The 18,585-nt window shown below is 60.3% G+C and carries 13 protein-coding genes; all 13 read left to right on the forward strand.

Annotated elements, in window-relative coordinates; translation table 11 throughout:
- The first annotated feature begins 423 nt into the window (after nucleotides 1–423).
- The 13 genes from hutU (at nucleotide 424) to mdoH (ending at nucleotide 18,518) form a co-directional block, all read left to right on the forward strand.
- The gene (gene hutU / locus AB4N74_RS25810; RefSeq protein WP_460097636.1) at nucleotides 424–2,109 is read left to right on the forward strand and encodes a urocanate hydratase; all 1,686 of its coding nucleotides are present in this window, start codon (nucleotides 424–426) and stop codon (nucleotides 2,107–2,109) included.
- 163 nt (nucleotides 2,110–2,272) lie between these two features.
- The gene (locus AB4N74_RS25815; RefSeq protein WP_257356851.1) at nucleotides 2,273–3,745 is read left to right on the forward strand and encodes a purine-cytosine permease family protein; all 1,473 of its coding nucleotides are present in this window, start codon (nucleotides 2,273–2,275) and stop codon (nucleotides 3,743–3,745) included.
- Nucleotides 3,746–3,814: 69 nt separating this feature from the next.
- Entirely contained in the window at nucleotides 3,815–4,783 is a 969-nt protein-coding gene (locus tag AB4N74_RS25820) for an ABC transporter substrate-binding protein (protein WP_093430054.1), read from the forward strand.
- Between the two features lie 83 nt (nucleotides 4,784–4,866).
- Nucleotides 4,867–5,718, forward strand: a complete 852-nt coding sequence (locus AB4N74_RS25825) for an ABC transporter permease (protein ID WP_007949591.1) — start codon at nucleotides 4,867–4,869, stop codon at nucleotides 5,716–5,718.
- On the forward strand, nucleotides 5,715–6,545 hold the full coding sequence (locus AB4N74_RS25830; RefSeq protein WP_093430055.1) for a quaternary amine ABC transporter ATP-binding protein: 831 nt from the start codon (nucleotides 5,715–5,717) through the stop codon (nucleotides 6,543–6,545). The genes AB4N74_RS25825 and AB4N74_RS25830 overlap by 4 nt, the downstream gene beginning before the upstream one ends.
- 133 nt (nucleotides 6,546–6,678) lie before the next feature.
- The gene (locus AB4N74_RS25835) at nucleotides 6,679–8,202 is read left to right on the forward strand and encodes an HAL/PAL/TAL family ammonia-lyase (protein WP_460097638.1); all 1,524 of its coding nucleotides are present in this window, start codon (nucleotides 6,679–6,681) and stop codon (nucleotides 8,200–8,202) included.
- A gap of 116 nt (nucleotides 8,203–8,318) precedes the next feature.
- Nucleotides 8,319–9,851 (forward strand): histidine ammonia-lyase, encoded by a 1,533-nt coding sequence (gene hutH, locus AB4N74_RS25840; protein ID WP_460097640.1) that lies wholly within the window; start codon nucleotides 8,319–8,321, stop codon nucleotides 9,849–9,851.
- A gap of 350 nt (nucleotides 9,852–10,201) precedes the next feature.
- Nucleotides 10,202–11,407 (forward strand): imidazolonepropionase, encoded by a 1,206-nt coding sequence (hutI, locus tag AB4N74_RS25845; RefSeq protein WP_186621342.1) that lies wholly within the window; start codon nucleotides 10,202–10,204, stop codon nucleotides 11,405–11,407.
- 10 nt (nucleotides 11,408–11,417) lie between these two features.
- On the forward strand, nucleotides 11,418–12,221 hold the full coding sequence (gene hutG, locus AB4N74_RS25850; RefSeq protein ID WP_093430059.1) for an N-formylglutamate deformylase: 804 nt from the start codon (nucleotides 11,418–11,420) through the stop codon (nucleotides 12,219–12,221).
- A 241-nt stretch (nucleotides 12,222–12,462) separates the two neighbouring features.
- On the forward strand, nucleotides 12,463–13,434 hold the full coding sequence (pip, locus tag AB4N74_RS25855) for a prolyl aminopeptidase (protein ID WP_008080611.1): 972 nt from the start codon (nucleotides 12,463–12,465) through the stop codon (nucleotides 13,432–13,434).
- The gene (gene dtd, locus AB4N74_RS25860; RefSeq protein ID WP_007909321.1) at nucleotides 13,431–13,868 is read left to right on the forward strand and encodes a D-aminoacyl-tRNA deacylase; all 438 of its coding nucleotides are present in this window, start codon (nucleotides 13,431–13,433) and stop codon (nucleotides 13,866–13,868) included. The genes pip and dtd overlap by 4 nt, the downstream gene beginning before the upstream one ends.
- A gap of 305 nt (nucleotides 13,869–14,173) precedes the next feature.
- Nucleotides 14,174–15,955, forward strand: coding sequence for a glucan biosynthesis protein G (locus AB4N74_RS25865; RefSeq protein ID WP_175559550.1), 1,782 nt, complete (start codon nucleotides 14,174–14,176; stop codon nucleotides 15,953–15,955).
- Nucleotides 15,948–18,518: a glucans biosynthesis glucosyltransferase MdoH gene (gene mdoH, locus AB4N74_RS25870; RefSeq protein WP_016984611.1), complete on the forward strand. Its 2,571-nt coding sequence runs from the start codon at nucleotides 15,948–15,950 to the stop codon at nucleotides 18,516–18,518. Before AB4N74_RS25865 ends, mdoH begins: the two co-directional genes overlap by 8 nt.
- The last annotated feature ends 67 nt before the right edge of the window (nucleotides 18,519–18,585 follow it).

Raw genomic sequence — 18,585 nt, forward strand, 5'->3', positions numbered from 1 at the left:
TCGGCAGCTCCTACAATGGGATTGATGTACGCCCTGTAAGAGCTGCCGAAGGCTGCGATCTTTTGCTTTTGGGGTGTTCCCAACCCACGCACCAACTTGTTACCGAACGCCCCAGCGTGGCGCAAAACCACGCTCACGTAACAAAGTCCCGTCGCCCTGAATCATCCCCACGAAAAAATTTCATCCACGCCCGAACCCTTGATTCAGGCGCCCTCCAGCCGTGCCCAGGATTTTTCTTGAACACCCCTCCAACAAGTTGGCCGCTTGATTGCATATGCTTGTATGTACAAGTAAAGACGTATGCGTATGAGTCGCTCGAGACTCTCCGCAGCGTCCACTGATTCGCTTGTCGCGCAGCGAAGCGCACAGGCTGCTTGCCCACTGCCAGGGTTGGTTTGAATTGATCGCTGAGGAGTCTTTTTCGTGACTGACAATAAGCCTACAAAGTTTCGTAACGTCGAGATCCGCGCTGCCCGCGGTAATAAGCTGACCGCCAAGAGCTGGCTGACTGAAGCGCCGCTGCGCATGCTGATGAACAACCTTGACCCGGAAGTCGCCGAGAACCCGAAAGAGCTGGTGGTTTACGGTGGTATCGGTCGCGCCGCGCGTAACTGGGAGTGCTACGACAAAATCGTCGAGAGCCTGACCAACCTGAATGACGACGAGACCCTGCTGGTGCAATCCGGCAAGCCGGTCGGCGTGTTCAAGACCCACAGCAACGCCCCGCGTGTACTCATCGCCAACTCCAACCTCGTCCCGCACTGGGCGAGCTGGGAACACTTCAATGAGCTCGACGCCAAAGGCCTGGCCATGTACGGCCAGATGACCGCGGGCAGCTGGATCTACATCGGCAGCCAGGGCATCGTTCAAGGCACCTACGAAACCTTCGTCGAAGCGGGTCGCCAGCACTACAACGACAACCTCACCGGCAAGTGGGTGTTGACCGCTGGCCTCGGTGGCATGGGCGGCGCGCAGCCGCTGGCGGCAACCCTGGCCGGCGCTTGCTCGCTGAACATCGAATGCCAACAAGTCAGCATCGATTTCCGCCTGAAAAGCCGTTACGTCGACGAGCAAGCCAAAGACCTCGACGACGCCCTGGCACGCATCGACAAGTACACCAAAGAAGGCAAAGCGATCTCCATCGCGCTGCTGGGTAACGCCGCCGAAATCCTCCCGGAACTGGTCAAGCGCGGCGTACGCCCGGACATGGTCACTGACCAGACCAGCGCCCACGACCCGCTCAACGGTTACCTGCCGGCGGGCTGGACCTGGGACGAATACCGCGCCCGCGCCAAGACCGAACCGGCCGCTGTGATCAAAGCCGCCAAGCAGTCGATGGCCGTGCACGTCAAAGCCATGCTGGAATTCCAGAAGCAAGGCGTTCCGACCTTCGACTACGGCAACAACATCCGTCAGATGGCGCAGGAAGAAGGCGTCGAAAACGCCTTCGACTTTCCGGGTTTCGTACCGGCCTACATCCGTCCGCTGTTCTGCCGTGGCATCGGCCCGTTCCGTTGGGCGGCGCTGTCGGGCGATCCACAAGACATCTACAAAACGGACGCCAAGGTCAAAGAGCTGATCCCCGACGACGCCCATCTGCACAACTGGCTGGACATGGCCCGCGAGCGCATCAGCTTCCAGGGGCTGCCGGCACGTATCTGCTGGGTTGGTTTGGGCCTGCGCGCCAAGCTCGGTCTGGCCTTCAACGAAATGGTCCGCAGCGGCGAGCTGTCGGCGCCGATCGTGATCGGTCGCGACCACCTCGACTCCGGCTCGGTCGCTAGCCCGAACCGTGAAACCGAATCGATGCAGGACGGTTCCGACGCTGTGTCCGACTGGCCACTGCTCAACGCTCTGTTGAACACCGCGAGCGGCGCGACCTGGGTTTCCCTGCACCACGGCGGCGGCGTCGGCATGGGCTTCTCGCAGCACTCGGGCATGGTGATTGTTTGCGACGGTACGGACGAAGCGGCCGAGCGTATTGCGCGCGTACTGCACAACGACCCGGCCACCGGTGTCATGCGTCACGCCGATGCCGGTTACCAGATCGCCATCGACTGCGCCAAGGAACAGGGGCTGAACCTGCCGATGATTACCGGCGGTAAGTAACACGCTTTGGCTTTATGTGGGAGCGAGCTTGCTCGCGAAAGCAATCTGTCAGCCAGCACAGATATTGACTGTGCTGGCCTATTCGCGAGCAAGCTCGCTCCCACAGAAAAGCAGCACTACCGAAGCTCAGTGAACTATTAAAACAATCCACAGAGGTTGAATCATGGCTGTTAACACCGATCGTGCAAGCAACAAACCGTTGATCGAGAGGCGTTCGATCGACTACATCCCGGAAGCGGAAAGACACGGTCGTCTGTTTAGCCAGTTCACCCTGTGGATGGGTGCGAATCTGCAAATCACCGCGATTGTCACCGGGGCCTTGGCCGTGGTGCTGGGCGGTGATGTGTTCTGGTCGTTGATCGGTCTGTTGATCGGCCAACTGCTCGGCGGCGGGGTGATGGCGTTGCACGCTGCGCAAGGACCGAAACTGGGTCTGCCACAGATGATTTCCAGCCGCGTGCAGTTTGGCGTTTACGGCGCGGCAATCCCGATCGTGCTGGTGTGCCTGATGTACCTGGGTTTCACCGCGACGGGCACCGTGCTTTCCGGTCAAGCGTTGGGCCAGTTGTTTAACGTCAGTGACAGCGTCGGCATCCTGATTTTTGCCAGCGTCATCGTGCTGGTGACGGTGCTCGGTTATCGGGTGATCCACTGGATCGGCCGTGTTGCCAGCGTGATTGGCGTGATCGCTTTCGTCTTCCTGTTCTGGCGCCTGATGAGCCAGACCGACGTCGGCGCACTTCTGCAAATTCGTCATTTCAGCTGGAGCAGCTTCCTCCTCGCGGTGTCGCTCGCGGCCTCCTGGCAGATCGCTTTCGGCCCCTACGTGGCTGACTATTCCCGTTACCTGCCGAGCAACACCTCGGCGGTAAAAACCTTCTTCGCCGCCGGTGCTGGTTCAGTGGTCGGCGCGCAAGTGGCGATGATCCTCGGCGTGTTCGCTGCGGCTTCGGCCAACGGCCAGTTCGCCGGTCATGAAGTTGCTTACATCGTCGGTCTGGGCGGCACCGGTGCCACCGCTGCGCTGCTGTACTTCAGCATCGCGTTCGGCAAGGTGACCATCTCGACGCTGAACTCCTACGGCAGCTTCATGTGCATCGCGACCATCATCAGTGGTTTCAAAGGCCACCTGACCGTTACGCGCATGCAGCGTCTGGTGTTCGTGCTGGTGATTGTCGGCGCAGCGACCCTGATTGCACTGCTTGGTCAGCACTCGTTCCTCGGTGCGTTCAAGTCTTTCATCCTGTTCCTGCTCGCGTTCTTCACCCCGTGGAGCGCGATCAACCTGGTGGATTACTACTGCATCACCCGCGAGCGCTATGACGTGCCGGCGCTGGCCAATCCGAACGGTCGCTACGGGCGCTGGAACCTGCTCGGCATCAGCGTCTATGTGTTCGGTGTGCTGGTGCAGTTGCCGTTCATCTCCACCAAGTTCTACACCGGCCCGCTGGTGGCGGCCCTCGGTGATGTGGACATTTCCTGGATCATCGGTCTGGTGCTGCCGGCTGCCGTCTACTACGTGTGTGCAAAAAAATGGCACAGCGCGGTACCTGATCAACTGATTCTGCCGGTCGAGCAGAACAGCGTTGTACCACCTGAAAAAAGTGGGGCCGGGCGCGCTGCGGCGCAGGCCTGATTGGACGTGGACAGGGCTGGATGCCTCTTGACTGCCGTAAGCCAATTCATGATTAGGAGCGTCGAAACAATGAAATCGAACAAGACCCTGCTCACCACACTGCTGTCCATGGGCCTGCTGGCCAGTGCCGGTGCGACCCAAGCCGCTGGCTGGTGCGAATCGGGCAAACCGGTGAAGTTCGCCGGCCTGAACTGGGAAAGCGGCATGCTGCTGACCGACGTGCTGCAAGTGGTGCTGGAAAAAGGTTACGACTGCAAGACCGACAGCCTGCCGGGCAACTCCATCACCATGGAGAACGCCCTGAGCAGCAACGATATTCAAGTGTTCGCCGAAGAGTGGGTCGGCCGCAGCGAGGTCTGGAACAAGGCCGAGAAGGCCGGCAAGGTCGTCGGTGTCGGTGCGCCGATCGTCGGCGCCGTGGAAGGTTGGTATGTGCCGCGCTACGTGATCGAAGGCGACGCCAAACGCAAGCTGGAAGCCAAAGCCCCAGACCTGAAAAACATCGCCGATCTGGGCAAATACGCCGCCGTGTTCAAGGACGCCGAAGAGCCGTCCAAGGGTCGCTTCTACAATTGCCCGGCCGGCTGGACCTGCGAGCTCGATAACAGCGAAATGCTCAAAAGCTACGGTCTGGAAAGCAGCTACACCAACTTCCGTCCGGGCACCGGCCCGGCGCTCGATGCGGCGGTGCTGTCGAGCTACAAGCGCGGCGAGCCGATCCTGTTCTACTACTGGTCGCCAACCCCGCTGATGGGCCAGATCGACGCGGTGAAACTGGAAGAAAAACCCGGCGTCGACAAGACCGTAAGCATCAAGGTCGGTCTGTCGAAAACCTTCCACGACGAGGCCCCGGAACTGGTCGCCGTGCTGGAAAAGGTCAACCTGCCGATCGACCTGCTGAACCAGAACCTGGGCCGCATGGCCAAGGAACGTATCGAGTCGCCAAAACTGGCGAAAATCTTCCTCAAGGAACATCCTGAGGTCTGGCATGCGTGGGTCAGTGCAGACGCAGCCAAGAAAATCGACGCGGCGCTGTAGGTCGATACCTCCCGGTCAACCGTGAGGCTGGCCGGGGGATATGCCGTAAACGCTTGATTGAGATTTCTGATTGAGAGCCGCTTATGTTTCCCGAAAGCTTTACCTTTTCCATCGCCGACTGGGTCAACGGTTGGGTCGATTCGCTGGTCACCAACTACGGTGATGTGTTCCGCCACATTTCCGACACCCTGCTCTGGGCCATCGTCAACCTCGAAGGCCTGCTGCGTGCCGCGCCGTGGTGGTTGATGCTGGCCATCGTCGGTGTGGTTGCCTGGCACGCCACGCGCAAAGTCGTGACCACGGCAGTCATCGTCGGTCTGCTGTTCCTCGTCGGCGCCGTTGGCCTGTGGGACAAGCTTATGCAGACGCTGGCGCTGATGATGGTCGCGACGATCATTTCGGTGCTGATCGGCATCCCGCTGGGGATTCTCTCGGCGCGCAGCAATCGCCTGCGTTCGGTGCTGATGCCGCTGCTCGACATCATGCAGACCATGCCCAGCTTCGTGTATCTGATCCCGGTGCTGATGCTGTTCGGTCTGGGCAAGGTCCCGGCGATTTTCGCCACGGTAATCTACGCCGCGCCGCCGCTGATTCGCCTGACTGATCTGGGTATTCGCCAGGTCGACGGCGAAGTGATGGAAGCGATCAACGCGTTCGGCGCCAACCGCTGGCAGCAACTGTTCGGCGTGCAATTGCCGCTGGCCCTGCCGAGCATCATGGCCGGGATCAACCAGACCACCATGATGGCCCTGTCGATGGTGGTGATTGCCTCGATGATCGGTGCCCGTGGCCTCGGTGAAGATGTGTTGGTGGGGATTCAGACCCTCAACGTCGGGCGTGGCCTTGAGGCCGGTCTGGCGATCGTGATTCTCGCAGTGGTCATCGACCGCATTACTCAGGCGTACGGTCGGCCACGGCATGAGGTGAGCAAATGAGCAACGCAACCGTGAGCAAGATCGAAGTCAAAAACGTCTTCAAGATTTTCGGCAACCGGGCCAAGGACGCACTGGCGATGGTCGGCCAGGGCAAGACCAAGGATCAGGTGCTGAGCGAGACCGGTTGCGTGGTCGGCGTGAACGATCTGTCGCTGAGCATCGGTACCGGCGAGATCTTCGTGATCATGGGCCTGTCCGGCTCGGGCAAGTCGACGCTGGTGCGCCACTTCAACCGGCTGATCGACCCGACCAGCGGCGCGATCCTCGTCGACGGCGTGGACATCCTGCAATACGACATGGACGCCCTGCGCGAATTTCGCCGGCACAAGATCAGCATGGTGTTCCAGAGCTTCGGCCTGCTGCCGCACAAGAGCGTGCTCGACAACGTCGCCTACGGCCTGAAAGTGCGTGGCGAGAGCAAGCAAATGTGCTCGGAACGCGCGCTGCACTGGATCAACACCGTGGGCCTCAAAGGCTACGAAAACAAATATCCGCACCAGCTCTCTGGCGGCATGCGCCAGCGTGTCGGCCTGGCTCGAGCCTTGGCGGCGGACACCGACATCATCCTCATGGATGAGGCGTTCAGTGCGCTGGATCCACTGATCCGCGCGGAGATGCAGGACCAGTTGCTGGAACTGCAAAAGACCCTGCACAAGACCATCGTCTTCATCACTCACGACCTCGACGAAGCGGTGCGTATTGGTAACCGCATTGCGATTCTCAAGGATGGGAAGTTGATTCAGGTTGGTACGCCGAGAGAGATCCTGCATTCGCCGGCTGATGAGTACGTTGACCGGTTTGTGCAGCGGCGGGCGGCGGTGGTTTAACAGACTTGCGGTGAGGCTGCCGGCCCCTTCGCGAGCAAGCTCGCTCCCACAGGAGACTGCATTCCAATGTGGGAGCGAGCTTGCTCGCGAAAGGGCCGGCAGAGCTGCATCAATATTACGGTTGAGGTTTTAGATGTCCCAGGCTGAAAAAATCGTTATCACAGGCAGCCCCTTGCGTTGGCAGGACGTGGTCGCCGTCGCTCGTCACGGCGCTCAACTTGAGCTGTCCAGCGACACCTGGGCGCGCATCGAAAACGCCCAAGGCATCGTCCAGCGCATCGTCGAAAGCGGCGAGCGCGCCTATGGCGTCAACACCGGTCTGGGCGGTTTGTCCAACGTTTCGCTCAAAGACGAACAACTCAGCCAGCTCTCGCGCAACACCTTGCTCAGCCATGCCTGCGGTGTCGGCCCGGTACTCGCCGACGAGCAGACTCGCGCGATCATCTGCGCGGCGATTCACAACTACAGCCACGGCAAATCCGGCATCCATCGCCGGGTCGTCGAAGGCCTGCTGGCGCTGCTCAATCGCGGTATCACCCCGCAAGTGCCGTCGCAAGGTTCGGTGGGTTATCTGACGCACATGGCGCACATCGGCATCGCGTTGCTCGGCGTCGGTAATGTCAGCTATCGCGGCCAGATCACCTCGGCGCAACAGGCATTGGCAGAAGAAGGCTTGAAACCGGTGCAGCTGGGTGCAAAGGACGGTTTGTGCCTGGTCAACGGCACGCCGTGCATGACCGGCCTCAGTTGCCTGGCGATTGCCGATGCGACGCGGCTGCTGCAGTGGGCCGACGTCATCGGCGCCATGAGTTTCGAAGCCCAGCGCGGCCAGATCGATGCGTTCGATGCTGAGATCATCGCACTGAAACCGCACCCGGGCATGCAGCAAGTGGGGATCAATTTGCGTGCGTTGCTCGATGGCAGTGAAGTGATTGCGTCGAGCAAAGGCATTCGCACTCAGGATGCGCTGAGTATCCGTTCGATTCCGCAGGTGCACGGCGCTGCACGCGATCAATTGGAACATGCGATCAGACAGGTCGAAGCCGAACTCAACGGCTGCACCGACAACCCGCTGTTGCTCGGCACACCGGACAATTTCCGGGTGATGTCGCAAGCCAACCCGCACGGTCAGTCGGTGGCAATGGCAGCCGATCTGCTGGCGATTGCCATGGCCGAAATCGGCTCGATTGCCGAGCGTCGCCTCGACCGTTTGGTGAACCCGCACGTCAGCGGTCTGCCGGCGTTTCTGGTGGCCAATCCGGGGGTGAACTCCGGGATGATGATCGTGCAATACGTCGCCGCATCGCTGTGTGCGGAAAACCGCCAATTGGCGCAACCGGCGGTACTCGATAACTACATCACTTCGGGCCTGCAGGAAGATCACTTGAGCATGGGCACCAACGCCGTGCTGAAGCTGCATCGTGCGCTGGAAAACTGCACGCAGATTCTCGCCATTGAGTACCTGCTGGCGGCGCAGGCGTTTGAATTCCTCAAGGAACAGCGCTTTGGCGTGGGCACCGATATCGCTTGGCGACTGCTACGCGAAAAAGTCCCGGCCTACGATCAGGATCGCTGGCTGGCGCCGGACATCGCTGCCGCTGCGAGCGTGTTGAAAACCCCGAATCTGCCGCACAACGTTTTACCGAATTTGCACTGAAAAATATCCACGCCAGCGTGCCAAGGCGCGACTCCCCAAAAGGCGAGACGCGACGGACAACGGATATCTCCGGAGCGTCTGGCGAGTTAATAACAAACTCTCAAAAGGAGCACAAAATGACTGCGCTGAACCTGATTCCCGGCCAACTGAGCCTGGCCCAACTGCGTGACGTCTACCAGAACCCGGTTAAGCTGACTCTCGATAACAGCGCATCGCAGCAGATCGAAGCCAGTGTTGCCTGCGTCGAGCAGATCCTCGCCGAGAATCGCACCGCCTACGGCATCAACACCGGTTTCGGCCTGCTGGCCTCGACCCGCATTGCCAGCGAAGACCTCGAGAATCTGCAGCGCTCGCTGGTGTTGTCCCACGCCGCCGGTGTTGGCGTGCCGATCAGCGATGAGTTGGTGCGTCTGGTCATGGTGCTCAAGGTCAACAGTCTCAGCCGTGGTTTCTCCGGCATTCGCCGAGTGGTGATCGATGCGCTGATCGCGCTGATCAACGCCGAGGTTTATCCGCACATTCCGTTGAAAGGTTCGGTAGGTGCTTCGGGCGATCTGGCGCCGTTGGCGCACATGTCGCTGGTGCTGCTCGGTGAGGGCAAGGCGCGCTATAAGGGCGAGTGGATGGAAGCCACCGAAGCGCTGAAAGTTGCTGGCCTGACCCCGCTGACACTGGCCGCGAAAGAAGGCCTGGCGCTGCTCAACGGCACTCAGGTCTCCACCGCGTTTGCGTTGCGTGGTCTGTTTGAAGGTGAAGATTTGTTCGCTGGTGCACTGGCGCTGGGCGGTCTGACGGTTGAAGCGGTATTGGGTTCGCGTTCGCCGTTCGATGCACGCATTCACGCGGCTCGTGGCCAGAAAGGTCAGATCGACGCTGCTGCCGCTTACCGCGATCTGCTCGGTGAACGCAGTGAAGTCTCCGACTCGCACCAGAACTGCGAAAAGGTTCAGGATCCGTATTCGTTGCGCTGCCAGCCGCAAGTCATGGGCGCTTGCCTGACGCAGTTCCGTCAGGCCGCAGAGGTTTTGGCTGTTGAAGCCAACGCCGTTTCCGACAATCCGCTGGTGTTTGCTGCTGAAGGCGACGTGATTTCCGGCGGCAACTTCCACGCCGAACCGGTGGCCATGGCCGCTGACAACATGGCGCTGGCTATCGCCGAAATCGGCTCGCTGAGCGAGCGTCGTATTTCGCTGATGATGGATAAACACATGTCGCAACTGCCGCCATTCCTCGTCGCCAATGGCGGGGTGAACTCCGGCTTCATGATTGCGCAGGTGACTGCAGCCGCACTGGCCAGTGAGAACAAGGCGTTGTCGCATCCGCATTCGGTCGACAGTTTGCCGACCTCGGCTAACCAGGAAGACCATGTATCGATGGCCCCGGCGGCCGGCAAGCGTCTGTGGGAAATGGCTGAAAACACCCGTGGGATTCTCGCGGTGGAATGGCTGGCCGCGGTGCAGGGTCTGGATCTGCGTAACGGTCTGAAGACTTCGGCGAAGCTGGAACAGGCGCGGGCGATTTTGCGCAAGGAAGTGCCGTTTTATGAGAAGGATCGGTTCTTTGCGCCGGACATCAATGCGGCGACTGAACTGCTGGCTTCGCGGTGTTTGACTGGATTGGTTTCGGCGAAGCTTTTGCCTAGTTTGTAAACTTTCAGGGGGAGCTTTGTTGTTAGTGAAATCGATCCCCCTCACCCCAGCCCTCTCCCCCAGGGGGGAGAGGGGGAAGGGAGCCGATCTTCGTGTTTTTCAAAGCCTGAGTTCGGCACAGGATTTTCAGGTCGATGTACCTCGACAGAACAACACGGTCAGTCCTGCTTCTTCCAGGCGAGAGCAGGGAGCCGATCTTCAAGTTTTTCAGTGCCTGAGTTCTGCACAGGATTTTCAGGTCGATGTAACTCGACAGAACAACCCGGTCAGTCCCCTCTCCCTCCGGGAGAGGGCTAGGGTGAGGGGCTTTTCAGGGCCACCCACCAAACCAGCCCCAACGGAGGCCAACAGTGAAAACCCTCTGGCAACACTGCCACGTCGCAACCATGGCGCAGGGCGTCTACTCGATCATCGAAGATGCGGCCATCGTGACGTCCGGTGCGCACATCGAGTGGATCGGCCCGCGCAATCAATTGCCGTCCGGCGAATACCCGGCGGTCAATGACCTGCAGGGCGCCTGGGTCACCCCCGGTCTGATCGACTGCCACACCCACACGGTGTTCGGTGGCAACCGTAGCGGTGAATTCGAAAAACGTCTGCAAGGTGTCAGCTACGCGGAAATCGCGGCATCCGGCGGCGGCATTGCCAGCACCGTGCGTGCGACTCGCGAAGCCACTGAAGACGAACTGTTTGCCAGCGCCGCCAAACGCCTGAAAAGCCTGATGCGTGACGGCGTGACCACGGTTGAAATGAAGTCTGGTTACGGTCTCGATCTGGCCAGCGAACGTAAGATTCTTCGGGTCATCCGGCGTCTGGCCAAGGAGTTGCCGATCAGCGTGCGCAGCACCTGCCTGGCGGCCCACGCGTTGCCGCCGGAATACAAGGATCGCGCCGACGATTACATCGATCTGATCTGCACGGAGATGCTCCCCGCGCTGGCTGCCGAAGGGCTGGTCGACGCCGTGGACGCTTTCTGCGAATACCTGGCGTTCTCGCCAGAGCAGGTCGAGCGTGTGTTCATCGCCGCACAAAAACTCGGCCTGCCGGTGAAACTGCACGCCGAGCAACTGTCGTCGCTGCACGGCTCCAGCCTCGCCGCGCGCTATAAGGCGCTGTCCGCCGATCACCTGGAATTCATGGACGAAGCCGACGCCATCGCCATGGCCGAAGCCGACACCGTCGCGGTGCTGCTGCCGGGCGCATTCTACTTCCTGCGTGAAACCCAATTGCCGCCGATGGACGCCCTGCGCAAGCACAAGGTGAAGATCGCCATTGCCAGCGATCTCAACCCCGGCACCTCGCCGGCGCTGTCGCTGCGCCTGATGCTGAACATGGCCTGCACTTGTTTGCGCATGACCCCGGAAGAAGCCCTGGCCGGCGCGACCATTCACGCCGCACAAGCGCTGGGCATGGCCGACACCCACGGTTCGCTGGAAGTCGGCAAGGTCGCGGATTTCGTTGCCTGGCACATTGATCGTCCGGCGGATCTGGCTTATTGGCTGGGTGGCGATCTGGACAAACGCGTCGTCCGTCACGGCGTCGAATCAAGTCTGTAGGAGAGCGGTTGTGGATAAGGTTCTGAATTTCAAACAAGGTCGCGTGCCGCTGCTGATCAGCATGCCGCATGCCGGCGTGCGCCTGACCCCGGCGGTGGCGGCCGGGCTGATCCCGGACGCGAAAAGCCTGCCGGACACTGACTGGCATATCCCCCAGCTTTACGACTTTGCTGAAGAACTGGGCGCCAGCACCTTGGCCGCCGAGTATTCGCGTTTTGTGATTGACCTGAATCGTCCGTCCGACGACAAACCGCTGTACGCCGGTGCCACCACCGGTCTGTACCCTGCGACGCTGTTCGATGGCATCCCGTTGTTCCGCGAAGGGCACGAGCCGTCGAAAGAAGAGCGCGCAACTTACCTGGAACAGATCTGGACGCCGTACCACCGCACGCTTCAGGAAGAACTGGCGCGATTGAAAGCCGAATTCGGCTACGCGCTGCTGTTCGACGCGCACTCGATCCGCTCGATCATCCCGCACCTGTTCGACGGCAAACTACCGGACTTCAACCTCGGCACCTTCAACGGCGCCAGTTGTGATCCGCAATTGGCCACGCAACTTGAAGCGATCTGCGCGCGTCACGACCAATACAGCCACGTGCTCAACGGACGCTTCAAGGGTGGCCACATCACCCGTCATTACGGCAACCCGGCCGAGAACATCCACGCCGTGCAACTGGAGTTGTGCCAGAGCACCTACATGGAAGAGTTCGAACCGTTCCGCTATCGCGCCGATCTGGCCGAGCCGACGCAGGTGGTGCTCAAGGAGTTGCTGCAGGGCTATCTGGCGTGGGCAAAATCTCACTACGCCGCGTAACCCCTGTGGGAGCGAGCCTGCTCGCGAAGGCGTCCGTTCAGCCAACATCTACGTTGAATGACACACCGCATTCGCGAGCAGGCTCGCTCCCACAGGATGGCCGACAGCCTGCGAAGTTTACGGCTGACAAACGGTGACTGCTCTGGAGCATGCTCATTGACGTAAATCGGGTTTATGATGCCCAACGGCAGAATAATAGAAGTCCCCCCAGGGATGACCTCGACCCCTTACGGAGCGCGCAATGCAGACTTTGTTTCCGCAGATCAAACCTCACGCCCGGCACGATCTGGCTGTCGATGACACCCATACGCTGTACGTCGACGAAAGCGGTTCACCGGAGGGTTTGCCGGTTGTGTTCATCCATGGCGGCCCCGGCGCCGGTTGCGACGCGCAGAGCCGTCGCTATTTCGATCCGAACCTCTATCGCATTGTCACCTTCGACCAGCGTGGTTGCGGACGCTCCACGCCGCACGCCAGCCTGGAAAACAACACCACTTGGGATCTGGTCGCCGACCTTGAGCGCATCCGCAAACACCTGGGCATCGATAAATGGGTGCTGTTTGGCGGTTCGTGGGGTTCGACCCTGGCGCTGGCTTACGCACAAACCCACCCGGAACGTGTGCACGGTCTGATCCTGCGCGGGATCTTTCTCTGCCGCCCGCAGGAAATCGAATGGTTCTATCAGGCGGGGGCCAGCCGTCTGTTCCCTGATTACTGGCAGGACTACATCGCGCCAATTCCGCTGGACGAGCGCGATGACCTGCTCAGTGCATTCCACAAGCGCCTGACCGGCAACGACCAGATCGCCCAGATGCACGCGGCCAAAGCCTGGTCGACCTGGGAAGGTCGTACTGCAACCCTGCGGCCGAACCCGTTGGTGGTCGATCGCTTCTCCGAACCGCAGCGTGCGCTGTCGATTGCGCGGATCGAGTGCCATTACTTCACCAACAATGCCTTCCTTGAGCCGAACCAGCTGATCCGCGACATGGGCAAGATCGCCCATTTGCCGGGTGTGATCATTCACGGCCGTTACGACGTGATTTGCCCGCTCGACAACGCCTGGGAATTGCACCAGGCCTGGCCGAACAGCGAACTGCAGGTGATCCGTGATGCCGGCCACGCGGCCTCTGAACCGGGCATCACCGATGCACTGGTACGCGCCGCGGGCAACATGGCTCGACGCCTGCTCGACCTGCCGCCTGAAGAAGCATGAAGGGGCTGTTACAGCGCGTACGCGGTGCGCGGGTTGAAGTCGCCGGCGAGGTGGTTGGCGCGGTAGATCACGGTTTGCTGGTGCTGGTGGCGGTCGAACCCGACGACACGCGGACCAGCGCCGACAAACTTCTGCATAAGCTGCTTAACTATCGGGTATTCAGCGATGCGGAGGGCAAGATGAACTTGTCCCTCGCCGATGTCGGCGGTGGGTTGCTGCTGGTCTCGCAGTTCACCCTCGCGGCCGACACCAAAAGCGGGTTGCGCCCGAGCTTTTCGACGGCCGCGCCTCCAGCCTTAGGCGAGGAATTGTTCGACTATCTATTGAGCAGTGCGAAACAGGTGCATGGCACTGTGGCATCAGGTAGATTCGGCGCCGATATGCAGGTGCATTTGGTCAACGATGGCCCGGTTACCTTTTTGTTACAGACCTGAAAGCGCTTGAAACACCTTTTTAGGAAATTTCGACTGTTTTTAGGGTGTTTTCGCGATAAATACTTTGTTACCCCTGATGCGTTGTCATGCGGGCTACTAGATAATCGCGCGCACTGGGATCAGCGTTCGCTGATTCATTTTTGACTTAGGTAGAGACTTGTCTGGATCCGATTGGGGAATCATTTTGCCCCAGCGGAGTCGGAACAATGCTCGCCAACCTGGCATATAGATAGCTGGCCGTTGGTTTATTGATCTGTTTTCGGCGAGGGTTGCTCGTGATTGTTAGTCCCTGTAATGCAGCAAAAATGTCTGCCAAACGCATGCGAAGTGCCCTGGTAGCGGGTTCGGCGCTCCTGTGCCTGCTCAGCGCCGGTCAGCTTTGGGCGTTCAATCTTGACGATGTATCGGCCAAGGCCAAAGAGCTGGCCGGGCAGAAGTTCGAAGCCCCGCGCAGCAACCTGCCGAACGAATTCCGCGACATGAAGTTCGCGGACTATCAGAAAATCCGCTTCCTCACCGAAAAGGCTGAGTGGGCTGATCAGAAGACCCCGTTCAAACTGTCCTTCTATCACCAGGGTATGCACTTCGATACACCGGTGAAAATCAACGAAATCACAGCGAACACCGTCGAAGAGATCAAATACGATCCGACCCGCTTTGATTTCGGCGACCTGAAATTCGATCCGAAAGCCACTGAACAACTGGGTTATGCCGGTTTCCGTGTGCTGTACCCGATCAACAAGGCCGACAAGCAAGACGAAATCATGACCATGCTCGGCGCGAGTTACTTCCGCGTTGTCGGCAAGGGCCACACCTACGGCCTCTCGGCCCGTGGCCTGGCGATTGATACCGCGCTGCCGTCGGGTGAAGAGTTCCCGCGCTTTCGCGAGTTCTGGATTCAACAGCCGAAGCCGGGCGATAAGCACCTGGTGATCTTCGCCCTGCTGGATTCGCCGCGCGCTACCGGTGCCTACCGTCTGATCCTGCGTCCGGGCAGCGACACCATTGTCGACGTCAAAGCGCAGATGTTCCTGCGTGACAAGGTCGGCAAGCTGGGTATCGCACCGCTGACTAGCATGTTCCTGTTCGGCGCCAACCAGCCGTCGAAAGTCCTCAACTACCGTCGTGAACTGCACGACTCCAGCGGTCTGTCGATCCATGCCGGCAACGGCGAGTGGATCTGGCGTCCGTTGAACAACCCGAAACATCTGGCCGTGAGCAACTTCAGCGTCGAGAACCCGCGTGGTTTCGGTCTGCTGCAGCGTGGTCGCGACTTCAGTCACTACGAAGACCTCGACGATCGCTACGACAAGCGCCCAAGCGCTTGGATCGAGCCGAAGGGCGAGTGGGGCAAAGGCACCGTTGATCTGGTAGAAATTCCGACCGCCGACGAAACCAACGACAACATCGTTGCGTTCTGGAGCCCGGAAAAAATGCCGGAGCCGGGTCAGCCGCTGGACTTCGCCTACCGCATGCACTGGACCATGGACGAAGCGGCGATTCATGCGCCGGACAGCGCCTGGGTTTCGCAGACTCTGCGTTCGACCGGTGACGTCAAGCAATCGAACCTGATCCGTCAGCCGGATGGCAGCGTTGCCTACCTGGTCGACTTCGAAGGTCCGTCGCTGGCTGCACTGACTCCGGATGCTGACGTACGCAGTCAGGTCAGCGTCGGCGACAACGCCGAGCTGGTCGAGAACAGCGTGCGCTACAACCCGGAAACCAAGGGCTGGCGTTTGACCTTGCGCATGAAGATCAAGGACGCGAGCAAGTCGACCGAGATGCGTGCCGCCCTGGTTCAGCCAGTCGTGACTGCTGATCTGGCGAAATCGGTGCCGGCGTCCAACTCGTCCGTCGCCAAGGCCGACAAGGTTGCCGCCAAGCAACAAGAGAAACTCGACAAGGAAGCCAAGGCCGCCGAGGCCAAACAGGCCGACGCCAAGCCAGCTGCAGATGCCAAGGACAAGGCTAATAAAGACGCCAAGCAGCCAGCCGCTGCGGACGCGGCCCCAGCCACACCGGAATCGGCACCGACTGAAGAAGTCCTGACCGAGACCTGGAGCTATCAGTTGCCTGCCGATGAGTAACTCTCAAGTACAGCCAGAGACTCTGTCCGAGTATCTGGCGCATCTGCCGATGACCGACGAGCAGCGCGCGGAACTCGCGGGCTGCCAGTCGTTCAGCGAGCTGCATGAACGCCTGTCGTCTTCAACGTTCGACGCACCTGCCGAGGCCGCCCAGGCTTCGGTGGGCAAGCGCCTGATCCTCAGCACCGCCGAAGAGCTTGAAGACGCGGAGATGCTGGTGCTCGACGCCAGCGGTCGCGTCAGCATGAAGGCAACGCCGCCGATCCGTCGGACCAAGGTCGTGCCGGAGCCGTGGCGCACCAATATTCTGGTGCGTGGCTGGCGCCGTATGACCGGTCGCACCAATCCGCCGCAGCCGCCAAAGGACGAAAACGTCCTGCCGGCCGCGCGCTGGCGCACCGTCGGTTCGATCCGTCGCTACATTCTGTTGCTGCTGATGCTTGGCCAGACCATCGTCGCCGGCTGGTACATGAAAGGCATCATGCCGTACCAGGGCTGGTCGTTCGTCGACCTCGAAGAAGTCCTGCACCAGCCGCTGCTGCAAACCGCTACGCAAGTGCTGCCGTATGCGCTGCAAACCAGCATCCTGATTCTGTTCGGGATTCTGTTCTGCTGGGTATCGGCGGGTTTCTGGACCGCGTTGATGGGCTTCCTCGAGTTGCTCACCGGTCACGATAAATATCGTATCTCCGGCAAAAGCGCCGGTAACGAGCCGATTGCCAAAGACGCGCGTACCGCGCTGGTCATGCCGATCTGCAACGAAGACGTACCGCGCGTATTCGCCGGTTTGCGGGCGACGTTCGAGTCGGTCGCTGCCACCGGTGATCTGGACCGCTTCGACTTCTTCGTTCTCAGCGACAGTAACGACACCGACATCTGTGTCGCCGAGCAACAGGCCTGGCTGGATGTCTGCCGCGAAGCCAAAGGCTTCGGCAAGATCTTCTATCGCCGTCGTCGCCGTCGTGTGAAACGCAAGAGCGGCAACCTTGACGACTTCTGCCGTCGCTGGGGCGGTGACTATAAGTACATGGTCGTGCTCGACGCTGACTCGGTGATGAGCGGCGAGTGCCTGACCAGTCTGGTGCGCTTGATGGAAGCCACGCCGGACGCCGGGATCATCCAGACCGCGCCGCGTGCGTCGGGCATGGACACCCTGTATGCGCGCATGCAGCAGTTCGCCACCCGCGTTTACGGCCCGCTGTTTACCGCCGGTCTGCACTTCTGGCAGTTGGGTGAGTCCCATTACTGGGGTCACAACGCGATCATCCGCATGAAGCCGTTTATCGACCACTGCGCCCTGGCGCCGTTGCCGGGTAAAGGTGCGTTCTCCGGTGCGATCCTGTCTCACGACTTTGTTGAGGCCGCGCTGATGCGCCGTGCCGGTTGGGGCGTGTGGATTGCCTACGACCTGCCGGGCAGCTACGAAGAACTGCCGCCAAACCTGCTCGACGAACTCAAGCGTGACCGTCGCTGGTGCCACGGTAACCTGATGAACTTCCGGCTGTTCCTGGTTAAAGGCATGCACCCGGTGCACCGTGCGGTGTTCCTGACGGGCGTAATGTCGTACCTGTCGGCGCCGTTGTGGTTCTTCTTTCTGGTGTTGTCGACCGCGCTGTTGGCGGTGAACACGCTGATGGAGCCGCAGTACTTCCTCGAACCGCGACAGCTCTATCCGCTGTGGCCACAATGGCACCCGGACAAGGCGATCGCGCTGTTCTCGACGACCATCGTGCTGCTGTTCCTGCCGAAACTGTTGAGCATCATTCTGATCTGGGCCAAGGGCGCGAAAGAGTTCGGCGGCAAGTTCAAGGTGACCTTGTCGATGCTGCTGGAGATGCTGTTCTCCATGCTGCTGGCGCCGGTGCGGATGATTTTCCACACCCGTTTCGTCCTCGCCGCGTTCCTCGGCTGGGCCGCGACCTGGAATTCGCCGCAACGTGACGACGACTCGACGCCTTGGAGCGAAGCGGTCAAACGCCACGGTCCGCAGACCCTGCTGGGTTTCTGCTGGGCGCTGCTGGTGATCTGGCTGAACCCGAGCTTTCTCTGGTGGCTGGTGCCGATCGTCGGTTCGCTGATGCTGTCGATCCCGGTGTCGGTGATCTCCAGCCGTGTCGGTCTGGGCCTGAAGTCTCGTGACGAGAGCCTGTTCCTCATCCCTGAGGAATACAATCCGCCGCAGGCGCTGCTGGCAACCGACCAGTACACCCACGAAAACCGTTACCACGCCCTCAACGACGGCTTCGTCCGCGCGGTGGTCGATCCTCAGCAGAACGCTTTGGCGTGCTCGCTGGCGACTTCCCGTCATGGTCAGGCCGAGCCGATCGAGTGGTTGCGTCAGGAGCGTGTGCGCCACGCGATCAAGGTTGGCCCAGCCGGGCTGAACAACCATGATCGTCTGCAACTGCTGAGCGATCCGGTTGCTTTGGCGCGTTTGCATGAGCAGGTCTGGGCCGAAGGTCACGCTGAGTGGCTGGATGCTTGGCGGGCGTCGGTGAAAGCTGATCCGCATGCGCCGTTGCTGCCGCTGCGACCGGTTAGCCTGCAGGCTCAGCCGGCCTGATGAAAAAACCCCGCTGATTCAGCGGGGTTTTTTTATGGCCGCCGAAATCCCCTCACTGTAGAGACCG

It is taken from the genome of Pseudomonas sp. H3_C08, assembly GCF_054669455.1.

Bases quoted from the DNA above. Each gene is read 5' to 3' on its own strand.
- AB4N74_RS25815 (WP_257356851.1), top strand. From the start codon at position 2,273: ATGGCTGTTAACACCGATCGTGCAAGCAACAAACCGTTGATCGAGAGG.
- AB4N74_RS25820 (WP_093430054.1), top strand. From the start codon at position 3,815: ATGAAATCGAACAAGACCCTGCTCACCACACTGCTGTCCATGGGCCTG.
- AB4N74_RS25825 (WP_007949591.1), top strand. From the start codon at position 4,867: ATGTTTCCCGAAAGCTTTACCTTTTCCATCGCCGACTGGGTCAACGGT.
- AB4N74_RS25830 (WP_093430055.1), top strand. From the start codon at position 5,715: ATGAGCAACGCAACCGTGAGCAAGATCGAAGTCAAAAACGTCTTCAAG.
- AB4N74_RS25835 (WP_460097638.1), top strand. From the start codon at position 6,679: ATGTCCCAGGCTGAAAAAATCGTTATCACAGGCAGCCCCTTGCGTTGG.
- hutH (WP_460097640.1), top strand. From the start codon at position 8,319: ATGACTGCGCTGAACCTGATTCCCGGCCAACTGAGCCTGGCCCAACTG.
- pip (WP_008080611.1), top strand. From the start codon at position 12,463: ATGCAGACTTTGTTTCCGCAGATCAAACCTCACGCCCGGCACGATCTG.
- dtd (WP_007909321.1), top strand. From the start codon at position 13,431: ATGAAGGGGCTGTTACAGCGCGTACGCGGTGCGCGGGTTGAAGTCGCC.
- AB4N74_RS25865 (WP_175559550.1), top strand. From the start codon at position 14,174: ATGTCTGCCAAACGCATGCGAAGTGCCCTGGTAGCGGGTTCGGCGCTC.
- mdoH (WP_016984611.1), top strand. From the start codon at position 15,948: ATGAGTAACTCTCAAGTACAGCCAGAGACTCTGTCCGAGTATCTGGCG.